Genomic DNA, 22,738 nt, shown 5'->3' with positions numbered 1-22,738 from the left:
AAAAAGTGATGTTAATTACAAGATTTTATAAAATCTATGAGTGTTTTAATGAGCTCATTTTTATTTTCAATATGACTCATATGTCCGTCAGGGAATTCAACTACTTCAATTTCGGTATTTTTTACTTGGTTTTTAAGTAATTCTGAATCTAAAACAGGATCTTTTGCTCCGAGAATCAACATTTTTTTAAAGGTAGCTTTTTTAAAGAAACTTGTACTGTCTTTTCTAATTTTCATTCCTTCTAAAGAGGCTATAATTCCTTGAAGTGATAATTTTAAAGCACTGTTTATGATGTGCTCAATTTCCGTATTAAATCTGGTTCTATTTTGTTCGCAAAATAAATTGGGAATTGACATTCTTATAAATGTCTTATGATTTTGTTTTACGGCTACAATAGCCCTATCTCGGTTTATTTTTTTCTCTTTACTATCTGCTTCAAAGGTTGAGTTCATCAAACAAACGCCTTTAATTGTGCTTGGGAATAACTTAGCAAATGCAAGATTAATATAGCCACCCATGCTATGTCCGATAATTACATATTTGCGTAATTTCAGATGTTTTAAGACCGCCATTACCATTTCAGCTTGCTCTTCCATGGTATGGATATATCCTAAATTATCGGATGCTCCATGACCTAATAAGTCAATAGATATTACTTTATTTCTTTTTGAAAGTTCTTCAGAAACGGCATCCCACATGGTTAAATCTTCTAAAAACCCATGAAGTAAGATAACAGCAGCTCCTTTACCAGAAGTACGATACCGTACCGCGGTATTTTTGTATGTAAAAAAATTATCCATCCCACAAAAATAACTATATTGGCTTACTTATTTTTAATTAGTGAATAAAACAAAAGAAATTCTTATCACTGGGTTTGCCTTGTTCTCCTTATTTTTTGGAGCAGGTAATTTATTACTGCCGCCTTTATTAGGTTATAATGCAGGTTCTGACTGGTTTTTGGTAACATTGGGCTTTATGATTACTGCTGTAGTGATACCGATACTCGGTATTTTTGCACATGCCAAATTACAAGGAACCATGTACGATTTTGGTAAAAAGGTTTCCCCCGTTTTTAGTGTAATCTATTGTGTAATTGTCTACATCATTGCGATAGCCATACCTTCACCTAGAACTGCCGCTGCCACACATGAAATTGCCATTTATCCACTTTTTAAAACAAGTCCGTTATTAACCAGTAGTGTATATTTCGGATTGGTGCTGTTATTTGTGCTCAATCGCTCTAAAATATTAAGTTTCATAGGTAAGTTTTTGACGCCTCTCATTGTGGTCATGCTCTTTTTAGTAATTGGGATTGGTTTGTTTTCTAGTGATATGCTGATGAATCCATCTAACTTTAAGACGCCAATTGTAGATGGTCTGTTAGAAGGGTATCAAACTTTTGATGCTATTGGTGCCGTTGTGGTGGGAGCCGTTATCATTATTTCACTAAATTTAAAAAGTAATGCTTCATTTGAGGCTAATAAAGTGTTGATTAAAAAGGCAGGCTTTATAGCGGGCTCAGGTTTGTTTATAATTTATGCGGGACTCATTGCTTTAGGGTCATTTTATGGTGCAGAAATATTTATTGACGACGCTTTAAGTAGTGATATGCAAAGAGCCAATCTATTGATGGGAATTAGTCTACGAACCTTAGGCCCCATTGGGAATTTATTTTTAAGTGTTTTGATAGCGTTGGCTTGTTTTACAACTGCTGTAGGGATAGTTACAGGTACAGCCGATTACTTTAAAGGTTTGTTTAAAAACTCTCAGAAAGCCTATGTAATAACCGCAGTATTGGGTTGTGTGTTAGGTATTTTAGTAGGGCAGCTTAATTTCTATTCTATTATTATGATTGCTTTACCCGTTTTAATGTTTATTTATCCGATAACCATCATACTGATTTTATTGAATGTGGTACCCGACAAATTTGCTTCTAAAGCTGTTTTTAGAATGGTAGTCATCATTACTTTTTTATTCAGTATACCAGATTTTTTACAGTTTATACTTCCTGCAGAAAGTTTAAGCGGCATACAAAGTAGTATTCCGTTAGCCAACTATAGTCTGGGTTGGGTATTACCTGCTTTTGTAATGTTTATTTTAGTGAATATAATAGATCTCTATAAAGCTCGAAAAAACTACAGTCCTGCTCGGTAAACTACAAAAAACGTACAGATTATAGCCACTACAATAAAGGTGGCCATAGTCCAAATAATGATACTCAAATTAGCCCGTATTTTTTCCAGTTTTTGACGTGTTATTTGTTGAGAATACAATACTTCTAATTTATAATCTTGTTCACTTAGTTTACTGTAATGGTCCATGAACTTTTTCTTTCTATGCGAATGCGGGTGTGACATGTAAGGTTGATTTAGTTGGTTTTAAAGATAGTTAGGTATGTTTAAAACATGCTGTACTTTAGGTAAGAAAGTAAACCTAATTCCTTTTTTTAATAAATGTAGTCCAATTGTAAAATTGGGGGAGTTAGGGGAGAACATGTTTAGCGATTAAATAAGGTGCTAATTTATTAATTTACACTATAAAAAACAATAAAAACAGCTTAAAATTGCTAAAGGCTAGCACTTTAGCTTTATTTTTTTGGAAATAACTTTAATTTTCTCCGTTTTATTCTGCTTTTTCGTAAGCTTCTTTTAACCAATTGAATAACTGCTTATCAATTTCGGCGGTTGAATTTAATTTTACGCGGTGCGTACACATGGTTCCAAAAGGACCGGAGTTTTCAAGTCGGTCTGTAGTTGGAACATCTTTTAATTTTAAACCTAAATCAATTCGGGTTTTGGTTGCAGGTTTTATTAACGCAAACTGCCGTTTTCTTATAATGCTTACCGTTGTTTTCTTTGGAGTTATAGTAACATCATTACCAAAAGATTTTACGGTAGCAATTAATTTTTCATAAATGGGAAATAAACCTTCTTTACCTTTGTATTGGTTGGTAACCAAGTCCTCAGCAGTGTCATTATTTTCTTTTGAAAGTGTAGCAATTGTATTTGCAAATCCATGCGTAACTTGATGCTCACTTTTTAAATACTTTACAGCTTCGCCATGTTTTTCGAAGTCTTTAGATTGTAGTATACTTTTCCATTGTTCTAATGATTTACCTGTTTTCTCAGGCATATTGTCAATCATTGTTTGTAATGCTTTTTCCATGGCTTTAAGTTTGGTTATGTGACTTCTAAGTTACTATAAATTATAATAAATATTATTTTTTGGCTCCTCCCTTTAGTGAAAGGGAGGTGGATTCCGACTTTTTCAGTCGGAAGACGGAGGGATTGAAAAGTCTAAAATACAGGTTTTTACCGTTCTTTTTATTACCCCAATACTTCAGTCAAAATTCCCAAAACACCAATAATTAAACACAAAGGAGAAAAGAAGAGGTTATCTAATCTGGCAAAATCAGTAGTTTTTACCCGTTTAAAAAAACCGATATACTTAAAATCTCCCATAGCTCTTAATAAGAAAATAGCAGGAATAATCCACGTGAAATAGGTAAATATCCATGTTGGAAGATTTACGTTAATGAGATGGTCTTTCACCAAATAAAAAAGGCCAAAAGTGGTCAGTGCAATGGCAACAACGGCACTGTCCATTTTTTTGGGATTTAAAACACCTTCGCCAGTTGTTTTCGTGGGCAATGAAGCGGCAAAACCAAAACTGCCTCCAAAAACCCAATGGAAATGAATTGCTGCTAATAAAAAAAAGACCAGACTTAAAATTATAGCAAGTATCATAAATACACAGAAATTGTAAGTGCTATCATGGTTACTAAAATAACCGTAATAAATAAGGGAAGTACAAATTTTAACCATTTGTCATAACCAATTTTTACAATAGCTAAAGAGGCTAAAATTAGGCCTGTGGGGTTTATAAAATAAAACAAACCCATACCATATTGGTACGTGTTCACAATCACTTCTCTGCCTACGCCAACAGTATCAGCCAATGGAGACATAACAGGCATGGTTAATACCGCCATACCCGAAGAAGACGGAATAAAAAAGGACAAGCCTCCGTAAATATAAAGCATGGAATTTACAAAAACACCTTTGTTCATGCCTTCGGTAATTGTGCTTGCATGGTATAACATGGTATCGCTAATTAAGCCATCGTCCATAAGTACAGAAACACCTCTGGCAATACCTATAATAAAGGCCACCCCTAACAATTCACCAGCTCCTTTAGAAAAGGCTTCTACAAAGTTAGATTCTTTTATTTTTCCTAAAAACCCTATAATTATAGCTCCTACTAAAAAGGTAGTGGTCATTTCTACAAACCACCAATCTAATTTAGAAACGCCAACAATCATAATGACAAAACTCAAGGTAAATACCAATAAAATTAATCGTAATCTGTTGGTTAATTTAAGTTTAGCATTGGTTTCTTTAATGTGAAAAAGTGCTTCTATTTCTTCTTTCTGATCGTAAATAATAGATTTTGTAGGGTCGTTTTTTACACGTTTGGCATAACGCAATATGTACCAAATACTGATAAAAAGTACAATGATTAGCATTAAAAACCGACCGTTGAGTCCGGTGGTCCAATTGATACCCGCAGCATCAGAGGCTATTATGGTTGAAAACGGATTTACCGTAGAGCACATCGTGCCAATGGAAGAGCCTAAAAAGATACACGCCAAACCAACCATAGCATCGTATTTTGCAGCTATAAAAACGGGAATTAATATCGGGAAAAAGGCAATGGTTTCTTCTGCCAATCCAAAAGTGGTTCCGCCTAAGGCTACCAAACAGGTAACTAGAATAATTAAAATAAATTCTCTTCCTTCTAAGGCTTTTGCTAGCCAAGCAATACCGGCATCAAATGCTCCGGTGAGGTTCATAATACCAATAAGACCGCCAATAATTAAGACTAAGAAAATAATATCTGCCGCGGCAATAATCCCTTTTATGGGCGACTGCATAAAAGCGGCAAAACCTTGTGGTTTAGATGTTAATTGTTGGTAGGTGTTGGGGATGCCAATAGGCTTGTAAATAGCACCACTGGTAAATTTTTCTAAGGGTATTTTAATCTGTAAATTGTCTAAGGTTTGTTGTGTGGCAGGTAATGTTGTGGTTGTTTCTAAACTTGTTTTGGTAAATGCGTTGGCAGTAGCATCATAGGTTAAGCTATCAAATTTTCCGGCAGGTACTACCCATGTGAGTAGGGCCACTAAACCCGCAATTATTAATAAAATGGTTTGTGCTGAGGGGAATTTTAATTTTTTGAAACGCATAAGACAAGGGTTGGTCAATTATAAGGGCAAGTTAAGGATAAATTTGCGGTCTATTATTCACGCCCTATCGAAATTTATGTCCAAATAAAAATTAATAAACCCCGCGAATGTATTCGTGAATAGCCGTATTATAAAATTCAGTGAGTTCTTGATGCAGTTCCTTAGATAATGGTGCTATACTAGAAACAAAAGCATTGTTTTCTGCTTGTTTTGGTGAGCTAGCTCCAGGTATTATTGTTGAAACCGCCTTGTGGTCTAAGATCCAACGTAATGCCATTTGTGTTAAGGTTAAACCTTCAGGAACGTATGCTTTTAGAGCTTCCGTAATTTCAATACCCTTTTCAAAAGGAAGTCCGGCAAAAGTTTCGCCTACATTAAAAAAGGCACCGTCTTTATTAAAATTTCTATGATCTTCTTCATGAAATTTAGTTTCTTTGGTGAACTTACCTGTAAGCAAACCACTGGCTAAGGGCAGCCTAACAATAATGCCCACGCCTTTAGCTTCGGCTTGTGAAAACAATTCAGTAATTGGTTTTTGTCTAAAGATGTTAAAAATAATCTGTAAGGCTAGTAAGCCGTCTTGCTCCAAGCAGAGTAACCCTTCTTCAACAGATTCTACACTTGCACCAAAATTTTTAATGAGTCCTTCACTTTTAAAATCCCGTAACCAATCAAATATGTCACCTTTTTTTAATTCAGCGGTGGGTATACAATGCAATTGCATGAGATCTAAAGAGGTTACGCCAAGTCTGTTTAGTGATGCTTCAATACCTTTTTTAAGCTCATCTTTAGTATAGTTATTCGGAAAAACAGTTGCTCCTCTACCAAATTTAGTAGCCACTTTAATTTTTGTATCTGTATTTTTTAAAAACTCGCCAATAAAGGCTTCACTTTTTCCGTCTCCATACACATCAGCAGTATCAAAAAACGTAACCCCATTTTCTACGGCGGTAGTTAATATATCCATGGCTTTTTGGGTTGAAAAATCTTGCCCCCAATTACCTCCAATTTGCCATGTGCCTAAACCAATTTCACTTACGTTGAATCCGTTGTTGCCTAATTGTCGTGTTTTCATGATGTAGTTCGTTTTATAAAGATTGTAGTAAATCTAAAGGGTGGTTTAGTGTTTGTTTTGCTCCGTTTTCGATAAGCTCTTCTTTGCTTCTAAAGCCCCAAAGTACGCCAACACCATACATAGTTGCATTGGTAGCCGTTTGCATATCTACATTGGTATCGCCAACATAAATAGTCTCTTCGGGTTTTATGTTTAACTGCTCACAAATTTGTAAGGCCACTAAGGGATTGGGTTTTTTATAAGCTTCAATTTTTAAGCCTGCAACGCTATTAAAATAACCAGGCATTAAGGTTTCTACTATTTTTTTAGTGAAATGATCTGCTTTATTAGAAAAAACCGCAAGTTTTAATTGGCGAGCTTTTAATTCGTCAAGCAAAGCAACAATACCGTCATAAGGTTTTGTGTTAACGGTGCAATTTTCACTGTAAATTTCTAGAAATTGCTGATGACATGAAGTCACTGTTTTTTCATCTCGGGCCGTTTTTGGTAAGGCTACTTGAACTAAGCTTAAAATTCCTTTTCCGGTAAATGACTTGTAGTCTGCTAAGGTATGTGTAGGGTAATTATAATGGGACAACACACTATTCATTGCATTGGCAATGTCTTCTAGTGAGTTTACCAATGTACCGTCTAAATCAAAGAGTACGCCTTTAAAATTCATGTTATACAACTATTTTGAACTTCAAAATTACGTTAACTTTATTAAAAATGAACTAGTGCTAGCCGTTAATTTATTTTGTTGAAAAAGTTTTTATTACTCTTAGCTTTTTAAAAATGGCGAGATTAAAATATTATATTTACAGAATTGTTTGTTTATGGTATTTTAGCTATCCGTTACGCTAATTATATACTATTAATATTACTGTATTTTCGTTCAATATATTTTTGTCAATTACTGCTTATTGGAATTACTCTTGCCTAACCTCGGAGAAATGATATAACTGGGTAAATTGTATTGGCTGACTTTATACTTCTATAGGAATTAATACTCTTATTGGAGTGTAAATATCTACGTCAATTTTAGGTGCTTCAATTGTAATAATTAAGCTATATCTCACAGAAGAATCATACATTTCAAGTTTTTTTCTCATTCTGTACCAGCCAGAAACGGGGTAAACTGCTATTTGATTTCTCGTGGCTAAATCTGCACCAGAACCAATCCAAAAATCACGGTGGATTGATCCTTTATTTCGGTATTGTTCTTTAATTATCCAACTCTCTCCAGAAAATCCGCTTTCTCCTTCTTCACGAGTGTTTTTATTCACTCGTTTATGAAAAGTCTCTACATCTTCATTTGGTTTAATAACATTGAATCTTAAACCATGTGATTGATAGCTGAATTTATTACTGTATTTTCTGCTACCGGGATTTGGTTCAATAAAGTAAGAAAGTGTAATATTCAATTTTACATCTGTCTCTCCTAAGCTATCTTGAAGAACTTCTGCTGGCCAGGGAAGTTCAAAATAATGAATATCATTAAACTTGATATTACCTTCCTTCTTGAATGGTTTTATTTCTTTTTCTGCGATTAATGTCAATGAATTTTTTGCACTATAAAGAGCTTTTTCTAAATTTGGAACACCATATCCGAAAGACCGCAATAGGTTTCTTTTCTCGTCTTTATTAAAAGATGCTACGTCTTGTATACTTTTACCGCCTAACATGGTTTGTGTCCAATCAGAAGAATGGATCATTAAACCTCTAATTGTTTCTTGCCATAAACCTGGATATTCATTTTTTAGTCTAGCAGCAAAACGAGAAGCTAATGCCGTTGCTGCACTGGTGTCTCCAAAGGTTTGCAATAAATTTGAGCGATAATTTTTGTGTATAGTTAAAAGTCGTAAGGAATGAGAGGTTACAATATCACCTCTTTGGTTTATTAGATTTCCGCCTTCCATAACTATGTCGGGTTTTATAGCCCAATCATTTTCCCAAATTACAGATGTTGAATTAGCTGGTGACATTCCTCCACTTTCTGCCAATAATTCTGAGTCTGGAAATTCGTTATAATCAATAGTATCCATTTCAGTATAAGCTCCAACGGTTATTGCATTAAATGCCTGAGCTGGATCATGTACTGATTCTAAAACATTTTTATCTGGAAATTCACTAGGAGTTTCAATGATTACATTTCCGCCTGAAACAAAAAATAATTGTTTCTCCAAATTTTCATCTTCACTACCAAAAGTGATTTTGTCTAAAGATGCTGACCAAGATGAAGGACGGCCATAATATGCTTGATCTTTATCTGTCACCGCCATACAATATATTCTTGGGCGAAATGGAGCAGAAACAATAGGTGTGTTGACTGCCTCCAAAGTAACTGCACCATAAAAAAGCGGATTGTGAGGGTCAGGCTTATTTATGAATTTGACAGATTCCAATTGGTGATAGATTTGAATATTACTTGTCGAAGAAAAAGCGGCAGTAAGGTCTCCATAAAGTGCGAGTCCTGCCATGCCTGTTCCATGACCTCCTTCAATTCCACTGCCACTGTCGTGTGTTCCCCAACTATCTAGCTTATAACTAAAAAGGTTACTATTGGGGATAAAATCTCTTAGTAAAGGATGTTGTTTTTGAACACCAGCATCTAATATGCAAATTGCTACACTATTTTTAGTTGTATGATTTTCAATCCTACTTTTAAGTTCATTAACAGCATCTTCTTTTTCCGATATATTTAAGTTGGTAAAGAAATCAGCAGTTTCTTTAGGTTTTCTTAATTCAGCAAGATTATCAAGTAAAAAAAGTGATTCTGAAAGTTGACGAGGGGAAGCTTTTACTAATTTAATAAAATGTTCAGGGAAGATTAATTCTTGTTCAGAAATTTGAGCGTCAACTAATCCCAATTGATAGATTATTTTATTATATTCTGAAGCAGGCTCAATTCCTTTTTTCTTTCTAAACCATACTTCCCACCAAACTATATCATTTTCTTCTGGGAATGGGTTTTCACGAGGTTCTGTCCAAAATGCTTCTAATGTTGCAAGTTGAATGGATTCAATATTACTTATAAGCTTATTGTTCTTTGGCGTTTCTGTTTCTTTTCCTTTATATCTTGTGTTCTCTGAAATGTATTCATTTACTTTTATTAAGAAATGACTTATTCCTCCTTCAGTTAACATTACATTTACCCTATATCTAGAACCATCTTCTGTGGTTTCTTTTTTGATATTGAGAAGTTGAAATTTAGGAATTGCTGCATCACTATTCAGACTATCAAAAGCAAGTTCAAAATCGTAGTCAGAAATAAACTCTACATAAACAGCATCATCACGAACTATACCATCAGGAAGATCAATTTCTTTTAAGGAATCAAACTGTTTTTTTATACTATTTATATGCTGTTGGATTCTACTCCCATGAACCCTTCTATCACGGATTTTAATAGGAGGGGAATTACCTCGTCTAGGGCTTATGTAATCTCTAGTTTGAGAATAGCCTTCAATTTTTATATGCCTAAGAGGGGTTTGGTCAGTCATTTAAAATTATAGTTTTCGCTTTTCAAGTGAAGTCATAAGAGATGACACAGTAACTTTAGTTTTACTAAAAATTATCATTTCCTTTATGGCCTCTTCACAAGCTCCAACAATATCTGAATAACTAAGTCCTATGGCTTGTTTAGCAATTTTATCAAGAGATGTTTTTGTTGATAATGAGAATCCATATAGATTCTTTTTTAGAACTTTTTTAATCTCTCCAATTTCTGGTAATGGATAACGGATAATATCATCAAATCTTCTGAATAATGCTTTGTCTAAAGAATCAGGTAAATTAGTTGCTGCAATTACAATGCTATTAGATTGATCTTTTTCAATGTTAATAAGAAAGCTATTTAGAACTCTCTTTATTTCCCCAACATCTTGTCCTTGATCTCTTTGAGCACCGATGGAATCAAATTCGTCAAATAAATAAACCCCTCTATGATCTTCCATAGCATCAAATATCATTCTCAATTTTGCTATGGATTCTCCCATAAATTTTGACATAAGGCCGTCAAGTCGTATTATAAAAACAGTAAGACCTAATTCACCTGCTAAGGCTTGAGCAGTCATTGTCTTTCCACAACCAGGTATACCTGTCAACAATAGTTTCCTTTTTGGAGTTAGATTATGTTGTCTTAAAAGATCTACTTTTCTTTGCTCTTCTACAACGCGATCTAAGGATTCTCTAACCTGTTTATCCAAAACCATATCATTGAGCTTAATCTTAGGTTGAAATACTTCAATAAGTTCATTTAATTCTCGTTTGGGTTTAGATATTGAAATAGTCTTCCTTTTATCTAAAAAGGAATTTGAACGCTCTTTTTTTGCCCGTTCTATTAGATTTTTTAGTTCTTGTGCAAAAGTAGTATGCCCCTTTCTTGCTTCAGAAGCTGCAATTTGCATAGCAGTCGCAAAGAATCGAGATTCATCTCCATCTCCGAAAGATTTAATTAAACTTTTTATTTGTTCTGCTGCAGCCATTTTCTACAAAGTTACTCTATTTCGTAGAGTATTTATTTTATATTATTCCTACGTATATATGCAATTGGGTTATTTTTCCTAAGGCTAAATTACTAAAACAAATCTAATTTTAAAGCTTCTGGATTGAAGGGAGAAAATAGGGGTTTGTTTAGCGTTACAAATTTATGTAAACTAAGTTATAAAAAAAAGGGTTACAAACAAATAATAAAGCGGTAAATGTTAGGGGTTTAGAGCGGCTTTCAAATTTTTATTCAAAAATTGAATGGTCTAAGTAAACTTTACTAGTTTTTATATTGAGTCGTTGAGAGGTTTTAGGTTGGTTTTTTTGTTGGTGACTTTAGTGTTTTATGTCGGACTATAATTAACATATTCCAACTTCAAATTTTTAGCTATTCTTTGTACTTCTAAATGGACATTATTTTCGTCTTTAAAATCTGCAATTTTTAATCGGTTTCTATGTGTCTTATTTAACAGACATATTCTATAAATTCTCTTTCTTTCAGAGAATTGAACTCCCGTTCTACTATATCCGAAACTCTTTTGATTTATCATTAACACCGAGATAAAAGTATAATCTTCTATTGTTTTATAGTTTCCGATTTTAATAAAGAAAAGTCCAACATAATGTTTTATTTTGCGTTGATTAAAATCAACAATTGTTCCTTTTCGAGTAAATACTATTATAAGTCCAAATGATAAAATTGTAATTCCAATTTTCATTCTTGAGTCAAAAGTTCCCAGAAGTATTAGTCCACAAACAATAAGAGTAATTCCGATAATTATGAACATTAAGGGAAAAATTTTATCCAATTTATAATCAATTTTCATTTTTTATGGTCAAATTATAGCTCTTGTTTCGTTGTAGAATAGTCTTTAAGTACCAAGCCATTTTTAAAGTTAGTAATTTTTCGTAAAAACCCTAAGCTTTGTGGTCGCCACGTGAATTATTATTACTGTTAGTTATTATAATTAATTTTGCGATAGGTTTTCGAGTAAACTTTTTTAGTATTCCCCGTGTTTAATATTTTTACCATTTTTATCCAATTATTAAACTGATCATAAACATATTCGATGTCATAAATAATATTATCTTGTTTATTTGACGTCATCCAGTACATTCTTGTAATATCTCCAAATTTATTTCTATCAATTACGTAATCAAGATTTATATAACCTTCTTCTTCTTTACTTAAATTTCCATCATAGTTGAAATCCATGTGCGTAAAAATTCCATGTTTATAATCATATTTTACACTTTCTAATTTTGTGTAATCTGGACCAACAATAATATCTCTAAGTATTATTGGATTTTTAAGGCTATCATACTCAACTTCGTAACGCATGTGAATTTTACCGAATCGGTTAATCTTTTCAATTATCTTTTTATTCGATTCATAAGTAAAGTTTAACCTTGTTATATACCACTCACCTTTACTGTATTTAATATTTCCTTCATAATTGATTAATCTACCGATAGAATCAAGTTTATATATTTCATCTTTAGCTAAAGAATCATTCCTAAACTTTTTAACTAGAATTTTATTTGGGCTTTCAAACGTATAAATATTTTTTTCAATCCATGTTTCAGATTTGTTCAAAATGATTGTATCATTAATTGTTAAGTTGTTAGGCTGTCCGTTTTTAACTCGATAATAATTTCTAGGGGAGTAATTGTCGAAAATTTCTGAATAAACGGTTGGCTCTTGTTCTTGTGCTTGAAGAAATGAGACGGTTGTCAGAGATATTATAAAAAATATTATTTTCATCAAATTAGCTACATTATATGTATAATCATTCCCAAAGTATCGGTAGGGTTATTATTTTAAACTGTTAATTACTAAAACAAATTCAAATTTTAAAGCTTCTGGGTTGAAGGGAGAAAATTGGGTTTTTGTTTAGCGACTACGTACAAATATAATTTTTAATTCGTTTAGAAACAAACTGAATTAATGTAAAGTGAATTTAAAAAAAAGATTTCTAGACACCTCTTTTGTTTCATTTAATCCCGATAGTTATCCTTACAAAAAACACTTTAATTGAGCAAAAATGGCACTAACGGATCTCTTTCTTGCAGTGGAGACTGTCAGAATACCCATCGGTTATTTCACCTCGATTAAAATCAGAGCATAAACGTTAATCATTATCTTAATGATGACTTTATCTTTGAATAAATTCTTAAATTTGATTACAAATAAAATGATGATATGAAATCAAGAATTTTTAAGAAATCCAACAATCTAAAACTTATAATTATTGGCGTATCTGCTTTGTTCGTATTCCTTTCTTCTTGTGGTCAATCAAATGAAACACCAACGATTAAAGACCCAATCCCTGTTCAAGATCTACAACCCGACCTGCCCACTGCTACGGTAGACTCAAGTATGCACGGAATTGGTGAGGCTCGTGATATTACTTCCTTTGAATTGGTTGCTGAAATGGGTGTAGGATGGAATCTAGGAAATAGTTTTGATGTGGTTTCCAAAGATAAAACCGATTGGGGAAATCCACTTCCCAACAAAGCAATAATTGATGCCGTAAGTGAGATGGGATTCAAAACGCTAAGAATACCTGTTACTTGGGAGTGGAATCAAAGTGCTATTGCACCTTATCAAATTGAACTAAATTACCTTGAAAGAATTAAAAAAATAATTGATTACGGTTTAGAAAATCAAATGCACGTAATAATAGATTTACACCATGATAATGAGTGGGCCAAACCTATACCATCTTTAGCCGTGAATGTTAATAAGCGTTTGCACAGTCTTTGGACACAAGTTGCTACCTATTTTAAAGAATACAATGAATCTTTAATTTTTGAAGTAATGAACGAACCTAGAATCAAAAACATTCCGCAGGAATGGACTGGAGGTACTCTTGAGGGGCGAAATATTATTAACGATTATCTTAAAACATCAGTAGATGCTATAAGAGCAACTGGTGGTAACAACGCTAAAAGGCATCTTATGATACCTACTTGGGCAGCAAGCACTTCTCCTGACGCAATGAACGGATTAGTTATTCCAAATAACGACCCAAAGATTATTATTTCTTTGCACTCTTATTTTCCCTATTTGTTTGCCCTAGAAGGTCAAGGAACATGGGGGTCTGCTCAAGACAAAGCAGATTTGAGAGCCGAGTTTGATAAAATTAGACAAAAATGGATTGTTGAAGAAAAACGCCCTGTTATATTGGGAGAATGGGCAACAAAAAAGACTATAGCGGTTAAAAATCGTATTGAATATGCTGCGTTTTATGCTAAAGAAGCAACTGCAAGAGATTTATTAACCATTCTGTGGGATGATGGCGGTGATTATCAATTGTTTAATCGAAATACTTTAACTTGGACTTCAGTAGAACAGGCAGAAACAATAATTAAAAACGCGGTTAAATAGTTAACAACTAAAGGCAATCTAAATTTTAAGACTTCGGTAGGAAGGGAGAAAATTGGGCATTTGCCTAGCGTTACTAATTGATGTAAGCTAAGTTATAAAAAAGGCATACAAGCCAATAATAAATTACATCGATTTTGGACAACGGTTTTTATTAATTTAATAATTAGGCAAATTTTACAAAGCTGTTATGGTTTTAATTGTAACTCCAACAAAGCAATCGTCTAAACATTCTTTTTTAGTATAGCCGCAAGATGAGATTAACCCATTATTCTCTGATGCAAAGTATGAGGTAGCCCCTTTTCTTTTAATTAACCATTCTTGTTCTGCTAGGTTATATATTTCATCTAAGGTTAATGCAGAAAAAGCACTTGTATGTTCGTGTTCTGAACTGCCAATTTCATTTTCGTTTTCGATCCATTCCAATTGGTCTACAGGAATAAAATTTTCTGCACCAGTGGTGTATCTAAACTCCCGTTCAATTACTTTTCCATTTGAAACTGTTATAGTAGTCTCCCATCCATAACTGGTAAATACAGAACCGCCAGATACCACATAGGTATACGAATTGTTTGAAGATTCTTTAAAACTCAACCAAGATTTTTGGCTGCTTTCAAAATCATTTTGATAGTTAAAGTCATCATCAGATGAGCAAGAAAATAGTAGTCCACTTATTAATAGGAAAGTGATAAGGTAATTTCTGTTTTTCATATGTGTTATTTATACAAAAAGATGTTAGAAACTTCATTTAGTTGCGTCAATTGTTGCCAACATATGTATGAAGTGTGGGGAGGGTATTAGCTCAATTTTTTGTTTGTCTTTTTTGTTCAATAAGATATTTTCTCAGTTTCAATGCACGTAAATTTTTCTCTAATTTAGTTTTATCCATTGAATAACTAATGGCAAGAACAATTGCAATAATTACCGCACAAAAGAGTACCGCATAATGATATTTCCAAGATTCCATCATTGGTCTTCTTCCACGTCTACCAGGTAAATACGGAAAAATAAAAGAGAGTGCAATTCCGATAAAAATTAGGAGTGGAATGCGTTTTTTCTTTCGGTTAAGTTTATTTCGACATTCTAGTATTTCGGCCTCCACAATTTTTATTTGGTCATTCAATTCTTCCAAATTGAAGTTGGTGTTACATTGTTTTACGAAGTTATTTTATTTCCAACTGGGTCCAGCTCCAAGTATTTTCCACCCTTTATGAGTTTTTATTAATTCACCTATTTTAAAGTTTTTGGTTTTATCTCCATATTTTAAAACAACGATGGGTTCCGCCATTTCAAAACCAAAAAAATCTTCAGTTTGAAGATACTTATATTCTTCAATTGTACAGTTTTCCCAAAAATCTTTGTCTTGTACTGTTCTAAATTCTGAATAGGCTTTTTCTAATCTTGTTTTATCAAAATAGCCATTCTTTGCTCGATTTTCTGTAGCTTCTAATTCTTGCTTTTTATTGGTTTCAGGCATAGTCATTGCGGTTATCGCACTCATTAATTCCTCTTTTTTTATTCTCAATGCTCGTGCTTCTGATATGTTATCATTCTTATAACACGCTATCGTGTATTTGCAAAATTGTTTTAAATCAAATATTTTTTTTGATTTATTACAGCTTATTAATAGTCCAGCTACAATTAGTCCTAGTATTAATTTCTTCATTATATTAAAAATTAAATTATAATTTTTGTTTCAATTACAACCAACATACGTTTAACTATTCTCGAAGTGTCGAGAGGGGTTATTTCTTTAATAATTTTCTATTTATTGTTCTATTATTTTTGTCTTGAATTTTAACAAAATAAGTACCTGAAGCTAAATTTCCTAAATATAGATGGTCCGCTTTATTATTAAAATTGGCTACTATTTTACCTCTTAAATCGTAAACTAGGATTTTCTCAATATTTTCACCATTCGTTACACTGATATAGTCAACGGTTGGGTTTGGATGAATGCTTAATTGATTTTTAGAATCGAATTGGGTTAATCCTAAAGTTGCATCTTTAATAATTACTACTTTATTGTCAGAACTGTTAAAGGCATAGCAACCTGTTCCGCATGTAATAATGTTATTTACATCACCAAAAGCTTCTGAAATTGGTAAATTATCTGCCAGTAAAAAAGTAGTTGGATTAAATCTTTGGAATACTATATTTCCAGAAAAATCAAAACTTGCATAACAAACTAGGTCTGCATTCGTATCATATACTGAAGGGCCATTAACATTTGAAAAAGTTCCCGCTACAAATAATGAACCTGTTGCATCTACAACGGTGCCATCAGTTGCATATATTTTGCCATTGAAATAACTAAAATCTTCGTCAGCTCCAGATAATACATTTGGTGATACACCTAAAACACTAACTCCCGAACTATTTATTGACATTCTTCTTATTCCAAATTCTGTGGATTCATTATTATATCCAATTAGAGAATTTTGAGCACTAAATTCAATTTTATTACTTCCTGTATGGGCTGGTGTAGTTGTGGGTCTGATAACCCCATTGTCATAAATTGCTACCCCTTCATGTCTTGGTGTAAACCCAATATTTTTTCTTGAAACAGCAATGGTATTTGATTGCCCAGGCATTACCTCAATATCTTCAGCATAAAAAGAACCATTTGAAGAATCAGAGCCTAAACTAAATTGAAGTCCTGATGTTTGAGTAGAAATTTCAAATCTTCTAACCGTTGATGAACCGCTAAATCCGCTATAAATATATTTTCCATCATCAGAAATTGCCAATGCAGTGGGCTCGCTTCCAATAAAAACAGTATTCTCTAAGGTGTTATTATTGGGATTTATAACACCTATACTATTGCCATTAGCACCATTTGAACTTGGAATAGATACATAAATTCGATCGGTATTGCTATCGTAAACTAAATCATTTGTTGTCACTTCCACAGTATTTACATCAAACTGAGAAAAGGCAAACATTGGTAAAATAATAAAAACTAGAAGGTAATTTTTCTTCATATTCTTGAGTTTGGATTGTTGATTTTAATTTTTGCTATTCATATGGTTCACCACTCCCGAGGTGTCGCAAGGGGTATTTATCTTTACGGTTAGGTCATTTAATAGGTAAACAAATCGAAAATTTAAAGCTTCTTGTTTTAAGGGATACAATTGGGGTTTGTTTAGCGTTAACAACTTAAGTAAGCTAAGTTATAAAAAAAGGAATTGCAAACAAATAATAAGCTTGTAAATGTTATGGATTTAGATTGGTTAATTAACTTTACTAACAGTAATAAATTATTTTTTTAGCAACCACGATTTCGCTTTGTTTATTTCACTAAAAATTTGAATGGCATGCCCATTTCACTTCTTAATGCTAATTGATCTGATAATTTAAATTCGTATTGAAACCAAATACCCAAAAATCCAGTTTGGATTCCTTAAGTTGATTGTTCTACGCTGTTGTTTAAAGATTTAGCGACAAGAGTAAGCCCGAGTAAAAAAAGAGTTAACAAAGTTTTCTTCATGTGTGTGTTTTTTAAACTGCATGAATAAAGCGTGTACTATTAGGTATTATTCTTTTTTTACTATTAATGACCAAGACTAAATTATTATACTGATTTCCCGTTAAGCGAGATTGATTAAATTATTTATTAATTTTCTTTATTTAGGTTTATTTAAGAACTTAGATTTTATCACATTAGAGTTATTTCTATAAATTGTGACTTTCTAAATCAAATGGAAATTTTAAAGCGAAACTCTAAATTTTGTTTGCAACTATTTTTAATCATAATATGCTATGTTAAATTCATATATGTCAGTAGAATAATTTTCATTTACATTTAGTGGATAATTTTCGGTATCGTACGTGTAATTATAGCTTACAAATTCTGTTGAGTTTTCTGAAATTGAAATTATATTGTTTTTTTGGAAAGGAAAGCTATAACCTTCGAATCCGCCAATGTAAATTCCTTCAAATGGATAAAAGAATTCAATAAAACGCTCTACATATATCGATTTCATTTGTCCATAAAATGGATTTATATTTTGATCATATTCTATAGTATAGGTAGATAAAAGTATATCATTATTATTGTAATTTTTAGCAATAGTTAAATTTCCGTCTAAATTATAATCGAATACGGTGTAGTTATCGTTTTCAGTTAATTTTGTGATTAATCCAACATTATTTGTTTCTAGTTCAATTGTTGCATTTTGGTGTCCTTCAATGGTACCTGTAGCTGTAATTACATGACCATTATAAGTCAAATTAACATCGTCATAACTAATTAAATTATTGTCATTATTATATTTGAAATAGGTATCGCTTGTGTAAGTTCTAGAACCAGTTTCTTGATAATGGTTTTCTATAATTTTTTTGTTTGCATCATAAACCAATTCAATTTCATAGCTAAAATTAGGTTGAGTACCTGTCCAGTTCTTTAATCTATTTTCTGAATTGTATGTATAATTAGCTTTAAAAGTATCATTAACTTTTTCAATTTTGACCAATTTATTTTGGGTAAGTTCAATTTCCTCTGATTCAGAATTGTCTTCTGAAGAGCAAGAGAAGGTTATCGTATTTAATAAAATTAACAATAAAAAGTATATGCTTTTTATCATATTTTTTTGTATTATCAAGTGTTTACTATTCAAATTTGGCATACTTATTAAAATTTGATATTCAATTATTTTACGCGTTTAACTAATTATCCAGATATAATAAATCCAATTCCGATACCGGCTAAAAGACCAGGAATAAAATCGGTCGCATCATTTTCTAAAGTGAAATGAACTATGTATCCTATACCTAATATTATTAATCCAATAATTCTTATAGTATTTATTTTCTTCAATTTTGAGTTGATTCTGAAATGAATGGAAACTATATTGTTATACTTTAGAAATGCTAAGGTTTAGGAAATGTTATTAAACGATAGTCTTTATCATTAATATTAGGGATATTGATATTAAAGAATATCCATTCTAAAGTTTCATCATAGGAGTTGAATTTGGTATAGTCTATGGCTGTAACGCCTTCTGTCATCTTTAATTCAGATGTTGAATTAAAGAATGGTATATCTATTGATTCATTTATTAAATTTGGTAGCGATAAACGGGGAACAATTGTGGTTTTGTTATCTTCTTCTTCAGGAATATTATAGTTCCAAAAGAAAGCTTTGCTTGAGTATTCATTTCCATTAACAACATCTAAAATTCTGCTTAGTGATAATATATAATAATCTACATCACTATTATTAGCATTTAATTGAATGGTTGAATTAGAACCATAAACATCAGCAGTCCAATTTGGCATTTCAATATTTAGCAATCCATCTTTGGCCAGTGAAGTATAAGTGATATCATTTTTTTTATACCCAAAACTTGTTTGGTATAAGTTTAGTCCAGAAATAATAGGCATATCAATAAAATCAAGACTTGTCTCAACGGGTTCATTTACATCATATATATTGTGCCCTTCAAACTTCATATAGTTTTCCTCGTTTTTAAATCCATTTCTATGAAAAAATATAGAACCTGGATCATGCTGGGGAAAATCAATTCTAATATTTTCTTCAGCTGGTAAGAATTGGTCTAATTCAACTTCCATACTTGTATTTCCAACGTCAGGTGATATACTTAGGTAATGATAGTTTTCCTTTTTACCAATTAAATTTGGTTCCAAATCTAAAAAGGAATTTCTAACATAAATGGGTCGGTCAGCATTGTGTTTAATAGTGATGTTGGTATAAGATTCATTACCCGAATATGAATTGGCGACATAGCCATGTCCGCCAACAAAATATGATGGTGAACTTTTATATGGAACATCATTAATTTTTAATTTTAAGGAATGTTTATATTCTTGTGGTGTTGACTCAATTGACGCTATTCTTTTTCCACCTAAATTTGTTTTAAATGTGGATATTTCGAGGTATTTTATATCTCTTGGGGCCATTGATCTATAAGCGGCTTTTGAAGTGTATATTTTATCTTCAAGTATAATTTTATCGGTATAAACTTTTTGGGCACCCGTTTTAATCAAGATGCTTTTAATTTCGGTTCCATCTAAATTATTGAAAAACAACCAATGTGTCTTATCACTTAATTCTTGTAAGCTGTATTCATATTCTATTAAGAGATGTTTAATTTCAACAGAAAATGTCTCAGACTTCTCATTACCCATGGCATCTTTTGATACTATAATAAAATTAGTTTGTCCAATAGGTAAACCATATGGGTTTATATCTAAATCAAATTGTTTTGCTGTGCTAGTTGCAAGTTCTTCATTATTAAGGAGAAGTTTGGTTTCAACAGCAGAATCGTCCACAATAGTAATTGATATTTTAGTATCTGTTTCAATAATTTCAGAAAAACCAGTTATTGTTAATTCTGGATTTTTATCATCTACAATAGGATCATCTATTACAGGATCGTCTTTAATGATGTCTTCTGAATTGTTACATGACACCGAGGTCAATAATAATAAGTAAATAAACAATAATCTAATTTTCATAATTAATATATTCTTAATTCAATTAATTTTAACTGCACTTAACCAAAGCGTGTCGGGTGGGTTATTAATCTTTACGGTTAGATCATTTAATAGGTAAACAAATTTATACTTTAAAGCTTTTGTGTAAAGAGAGAAGATTTGGTTTTACATTCTCCTTTTACGCCTATAGTTGTTTTACTCCAATTTTAATTTTAAAGCATCGAATGCATCTGTTTTTATACCAATTAAACCATACTTAGTTTCTCCTTTTTTAATGGTTGTTCCGTAAATGTTATAATCTAACAATTCAGTTTTGAATTTTTTATTTGCAGAACTTGAGGCTATCATATTTCCACCGGCTAATCCTGGACCTAATACTAAACCAATTGGTACTGAATTTGTAGTTTCTTGAACGCCATAACCGTTCGTCTCATAAGTATAAAAGTTTACTGGTGTTAAAAGTAAATACCATAAATAGGAAGCAGGACTTTGCTTTAATGTTTTATATACTTCATCATTTTCTAAAATGAAAATTTGGGTGTTATTTAGAAAATGCAATGTAATATCTCTGCCAAACATTAAATCTCTTTCGGTGTTATTGGTTACTTTAATAGCCACAAGTTTAATACCCTTTTTTTCTTCTTTCTTTTTATATTTTTTTCTTAACAAATCATATTTGTACTCTAGTTTTACGCCATCATTTGAGCGTGCAGAAACATAATTAATAGTTTTTGGCTCAATTAATTTATAGCGTGAAGCACAGCTAGAAAAAGATACAATGGCAACAATTAGAAAAATGATTTTTGTAATTTTCATAGGGTCAATTTAGGTTGAAATAATACGTGTTTATTACATTTAGATATGGATTATATCTTGTAGGCTAACTATAACAAAATGAAATTTTAAAACTTCGGGGCTGAAGGGGCAAAATAAGGGTTTTGTTTAGCGAACTGTAACAAATGTAATGCTTATCTTACTTAGAAGCAAAATAAATAAAGTTGATAGGAGTTGTTGTAGCGTGTTTTTATTTAGACTATTCAAATTTTAAATGCGTTTAATAAAAAGCTGTGCATGTGTTGTTAAGTACAGATAATTAGCATCTTAGAATATTGTTTTTATTGGTAGCTGTTTTTTATTCAGTTACGTCTTAAGATATTGGGTAGAAAAGGGGTTTTCCAAATATTCGGCCATATTTTCTTCACAATTTACGGAAGCATACGTCTCTATAAAAGTTCGATTACCTATTTCTTTTAACTTATCAATATCGTTAATACTTACTTTTCTGATTTCCATTTGTTTTCGATAACGTTTTTATAGTTTGTAGTTAACATTCATATAACTAATCTCGAAGTGCCTTGAGGGTTGTTTCTATTAATTGTAGCTAAACAAATCGAATTTTTATAGCTTCTGAGTTGAAGAGAGAAAATTGTTTTTTTGCTTAGTGTGAATGACTTAAGTAAGCTAAGTTATGAAAAAAGGAATTAAAAACCAATAATTAGAGTTCAAATACGTGGGTTTTAGTCTCGTTTTATTTTAACAAAAGAGCATGTTAAAATTACTTTTTTAGCAACCACGATTTCGCTTTGTTTATTTCACTAAAAATTTGAATAGCATGCCCATGACGTTGCATATTATCGATAATAAAATGATTGATATCTCGTTTGGGCCATACAATGGCAATTTTGGCAGCGAAGTTAAGATTTGCTAAGGAAACATTTACAATATCAAACCGTTCTTGATACGTAAGATTGGTATTCTGTAATTTAGAAGCATCAATATAAATGTTTTCAGAATCTTTTTTTCCTAACAGTCTTAAAAAGTCAACAAAAGCGTCTTGCGTAAAACTTCCGTTTAGTTGGACTTCAAGAAATTCTGGTTCTATTGAAAATTTTATTTCCATAAATAATAAAATCTTTGTGAGTTGATTAGTTAGTTGAGTTTTTTAATGGGTCTAGCGGCTGTGTCTTGTTCTTTTTTTATAATTAATTTTTAAGTTTTTACTTTTAGATTTGTTGGTGGATAAACAATTTTTAATCTTCTGGGGTGTTGTGAGAAAATTGAATTTTTGCTTAGCGATCCACGGCAAATATATTTTTTTATTTTA

At 31.9% G+C, this 22,738-nt stretch carries 22 protein-coding genes; 2 read left to right on the top strand and 20 right to left on the bottom strand.

Annotated features, from left to right (window positions below; genetic code table 11):
• Positions 1 to 11: 11 nt before the first annotated feature.
• Positions 12 to 800 (bottom strand): alpha/beta fold hydrolase, encoded by a 789-nt coding sequence (locus FF125_RS20010; RefSeq protein ID WP_138951763.1) that lies wholly within the window; start codon positions 798 to 800, stop codon positions 12 to 14.
• 40 nt (positions 801 to 840) lie between these two features.
• On the opposite strand from FF125_RS20010, the gene brnQ reads away from it, so the two are divergent.
• Positions 841 to 2,154, top strand: coding sequence for a branched-chain amino acid transport system II carrier protein (brnQ, locus tag FF125_RS20005; RefSeq protein WP_138951761.1), 1,314 nt, complete (start codon positions 841 to 843; stop codon positions 2,152 to 2,154).
• Here brnQ and FF125_RS20000 read toward each other — a convergent pair.
• From FF125_RS20000 to FF125_RS19955, 10 genes are all read right to left on the bottom strand, one after another.
• Positions 2,136 to 2,357 carry a hypothetical protein gene (locus FF125_RS20000; RefSeq protein WP_138951759.1) on the bottom strand — a complete coding sequence of 74 codons (222 nt, stop codon included), beginning with the start codon at positions 2,355 to 2,357 and terminating at the stop codon, positions 2,136 to 2,138. The genes brnQ and FF125_RS20000 overlap by 19 nt on opposite strands.
• Before the next feature lie 265 nt (positions 2,358 to 2,622).
• The gene (locus tag FF125_RS19995; protein ID WP_138951757.1) at positions 2,623 to 3,165 is read right to left on the bottom strand and encodes a DUF4287 domain-containing protein; all 543 of its coding nucleotides are present in this window, start codon (positions 3,163 to 3,165) and stop codon (positions 2,623 to 2,625) included.
• Positions 3,166 to 3,326: 161 nt separating this feature from the next.
• Positions 3,327 to 3,746: a DUF3995 domain-containing protein gene (locus FF125_RS19990; protein WP_138951755.1), complete on the bottom strand. Its 420-nt coding sequence runs from the start codon at positions 3,744 to 3,746 to the stop codon at positions 3,327 to 3,329.
• Positions 3,743 to 5,245 carry a YfcC family protein gene (locus tag FF125_RS19985; protein ID WP_138951753.1) on the bottom strand — a complete coding sequence of 501 codons (1,503 nt, stop codon included), beginning with the start codon at positions 5,243 to 5,245 and terminating at the stop codon, positions 3,743 to 3,745. Before FF125_RS19985 ends, FF125_RS19990 begins: the two co-directional genes overlap by 4 nt.
• Before the next feature lie 91 nt (positions 5,246 to 5,336).
• Positions 5,337 to 6,320 (bottom strand): aldo/keto reductase, encoded by a 984-nt coding sequence (locus FF125_RS19980; protein ID WP_138951751.1) that lies wholly within the window; start codon positions 6,318 to 6,320, stop codon positions 5,337 to 5,339.
• 13 nt (positions 6,321 to 6,333) lie between these two features.
• Positions 6,334 to 6,981: an HAD family hydrolase gene (locus FF125_RS19975; RefSeq protein WP_138951749.1), complete on the bottom strand. Its 648-nt coding sequence runs from the start codon at positions 6,979 to 6,981 to the stop codon at positions 6,334 to 6,336.
• A 304-nt stretch (positions 6,982 to 7,285) separates the two neighbouring features.
• Complete coding sequence (locus FF125_RS19970) at positions 7,286 to 9,802, bottom strand: S8 family peptidase (RefSeq protein WP_138951747.1); 2,517 nt, start codon at positions 9,800 to 9,802, stop codon at positions 7,286 to 7,288.
• A gap of 6 nt (positions 9,803 to 9,808) precedes the next feature.
• Positions 9,809 to 10,786, bottom strand: a complete 978-nt coding sequence (locus tag FF125_RS19965; RefSeq protein WP_138951746.1) for an AAA family ATPase — start codon at positions 10,784 to 10,786, stop codon at positions 9,809 to 9,811.
• A gap of 345 nt (positions 10,787 to 11,131) precedes the next feature.
• Entirely contained in the window at positions 11,132 to 11,575 is a 444-nt protein-coding gene (locus tag FF125_RS19960) for a hypothetical protein (RefSeq protein WP_138951744.1), read from the bottom strand.
• 167 nt (positions 11,576 to 11,742) lie between these two features.
• Positions 11,743 to 12,552: a hypothetical protein gene (locus FF125_RS19955; protein ID WP_138951742.1), complete on the bottom strand. Its 810-nt coding sequence runs from the start codon at positions 12,550 to 12,552 to the stop codon at positions 11,743 to 11,745.
• Positions 12,553 to 12,990: 438 nt separating this feature from the next.
• Between FF125_RS19955 and FF125_RS19950 the strand changes: the two genes are divergently transcribed.
• Positions 12,991 to 14,178 carry a glycoside hydrolase family 5 protein gene (locus FF125_RS19950; RefSeq protein ID WP_138951740.1) on the top strand — a complete coding sequence of 396 codons (1,188 nt, stop codon included), beginning with the start codon at positions 12,991 to 12,993 and terminating at the stop codon, positions 14,176 to 14,178.
• A gap of 174 nt (positions 14,179 to 14,352) precedes the next feature.
• Here FF125_RS19950 and FF125_RS19945 read toward each other — a convergent pair whose 3' ends face one another.
• The 9 genes from FF125_RS19945 to FF125_RS19910 form a co-directional block, all read right to left on the bottom strand.
• A complete protein-coding gene (locus FF125_RS19945) occupies positions 14,353 to 14,886 on the bottom strand; it encodes a hypothetical protein (RefSeq protein WP_138951738.1) in 534 nt (177 codons plus the stop codon).
• A 91-nt stretch (positions 14,887 to 14,977) separates the two neighbouring features.
• Positions 14,978 to 15,298, bottom strand: a complete 321-nt coding sequence (locus tag FF125_RS19940) for a hypothetical protein (RefSeq protein ID WP_138951736.1) — start codon at positions 15,296 to 15,298, stop codon at positions 14,978 to 14,980.
• 45 nt (positions 15,299 to 15,343) lie between these two features.
• Positions 15,344 to 15,841: a hypothetical protein gene (locus FF125_RS19935; protein ID WP_138951735.1), complete on the bottom strand. Its 498-nt coding sequence runs from the start codon at positions 15,839 to 15,841 to the stop codon at positions 15,344 to 15,346.
• Between the two features lie 79 nt (positions 15,842 to 15,920).
• Entirely contained in the window at positions 15,921 to 17,159 is a 1,239-nt protein-coding gene (locus FF125_RS19930; protein WP_138951733.1) for a T9SS type A sorting domain-containing protein, read from the bottom strand.
• A 762-nt stretch (positions 17,160 to 17,921) separates the two neighbouring features.
• Positions 17,922 to 18,761 carry a hypothetical protein gene (locus FF125_RS19925; RefSeq protein WP_138951731.1) on the bottom strand — a complete coding sequence of 280 codons (840 nt, stop codon included), beginning with the start codon at positions 18,759 to 18,761 and terminating at the stop codon, positions 17,922 to 17,924.
• A gap of 286 nt (positions 18,762 to 19,047) precedes the next feature.
• Positions 19,048 to 20,655 (bottom strand): hypothetical protein, encoded by a 1,608-nt coding sequence (locus FF125_RS19920; RefSeq protein WP_138951729.1) that lies wholly within the window; start codon positions 20,653 to 20,655, stop codon positions 19,048 to 19,050.
• Between the two features lie 174 nt (positions 20,656 to 20,829).
• On the bottom strand, positions 20,830 to 21,450 hold the full coding sequence (locus tag FF125_RS19915; protein WP_138951728.1) for a hypothetical protein: 621 nt from the start codon (positions 21,448 to 21,450) through the stop codon (positions 20,830 to 20,832).
• Between the two features lie 324 nt (positions 21,451 to 21,774).
• Positions 21,775 to 21,927, bottom strand: coding sequence for a hypothetical protein (locus tag FF125_RS22000; RefSeq protein WP_175418973.1), 153 nt, complete (start codon positions 21,925 to 21,927; stop codon positions 21,775 to 21,777).
• A gap of 262 nt (positions 21,928 to 22,189) precedes the next feature.
• Positions 22,190 to 22,534 (bottom strand): hypothetical protein, encoded by a 345-nt coding sequence (locus FF125_RS19910; RefSeq protein WP_138951726.1) that lies wholly within the window; start codon positions 22,532 to 22,534, stop codon positions 22,190 to 22,192.
• Between the last annotated feature and the right edge of the window lie 204 nt (positions 22,535 to 22,738).

Origin of the sequence: Aureibaculum algae (assembly GCF_006065315.1) — a bacterium.
GTDB lineage: Bacteria > Bacteroidota > Bacteroidia > Flavobacteriales > Flavobacteriaceae > Aureibaculum > Aureibaculum algae.
This window is presented reverse-complemented; position numbering and strand designations above follow the sequence as displayed.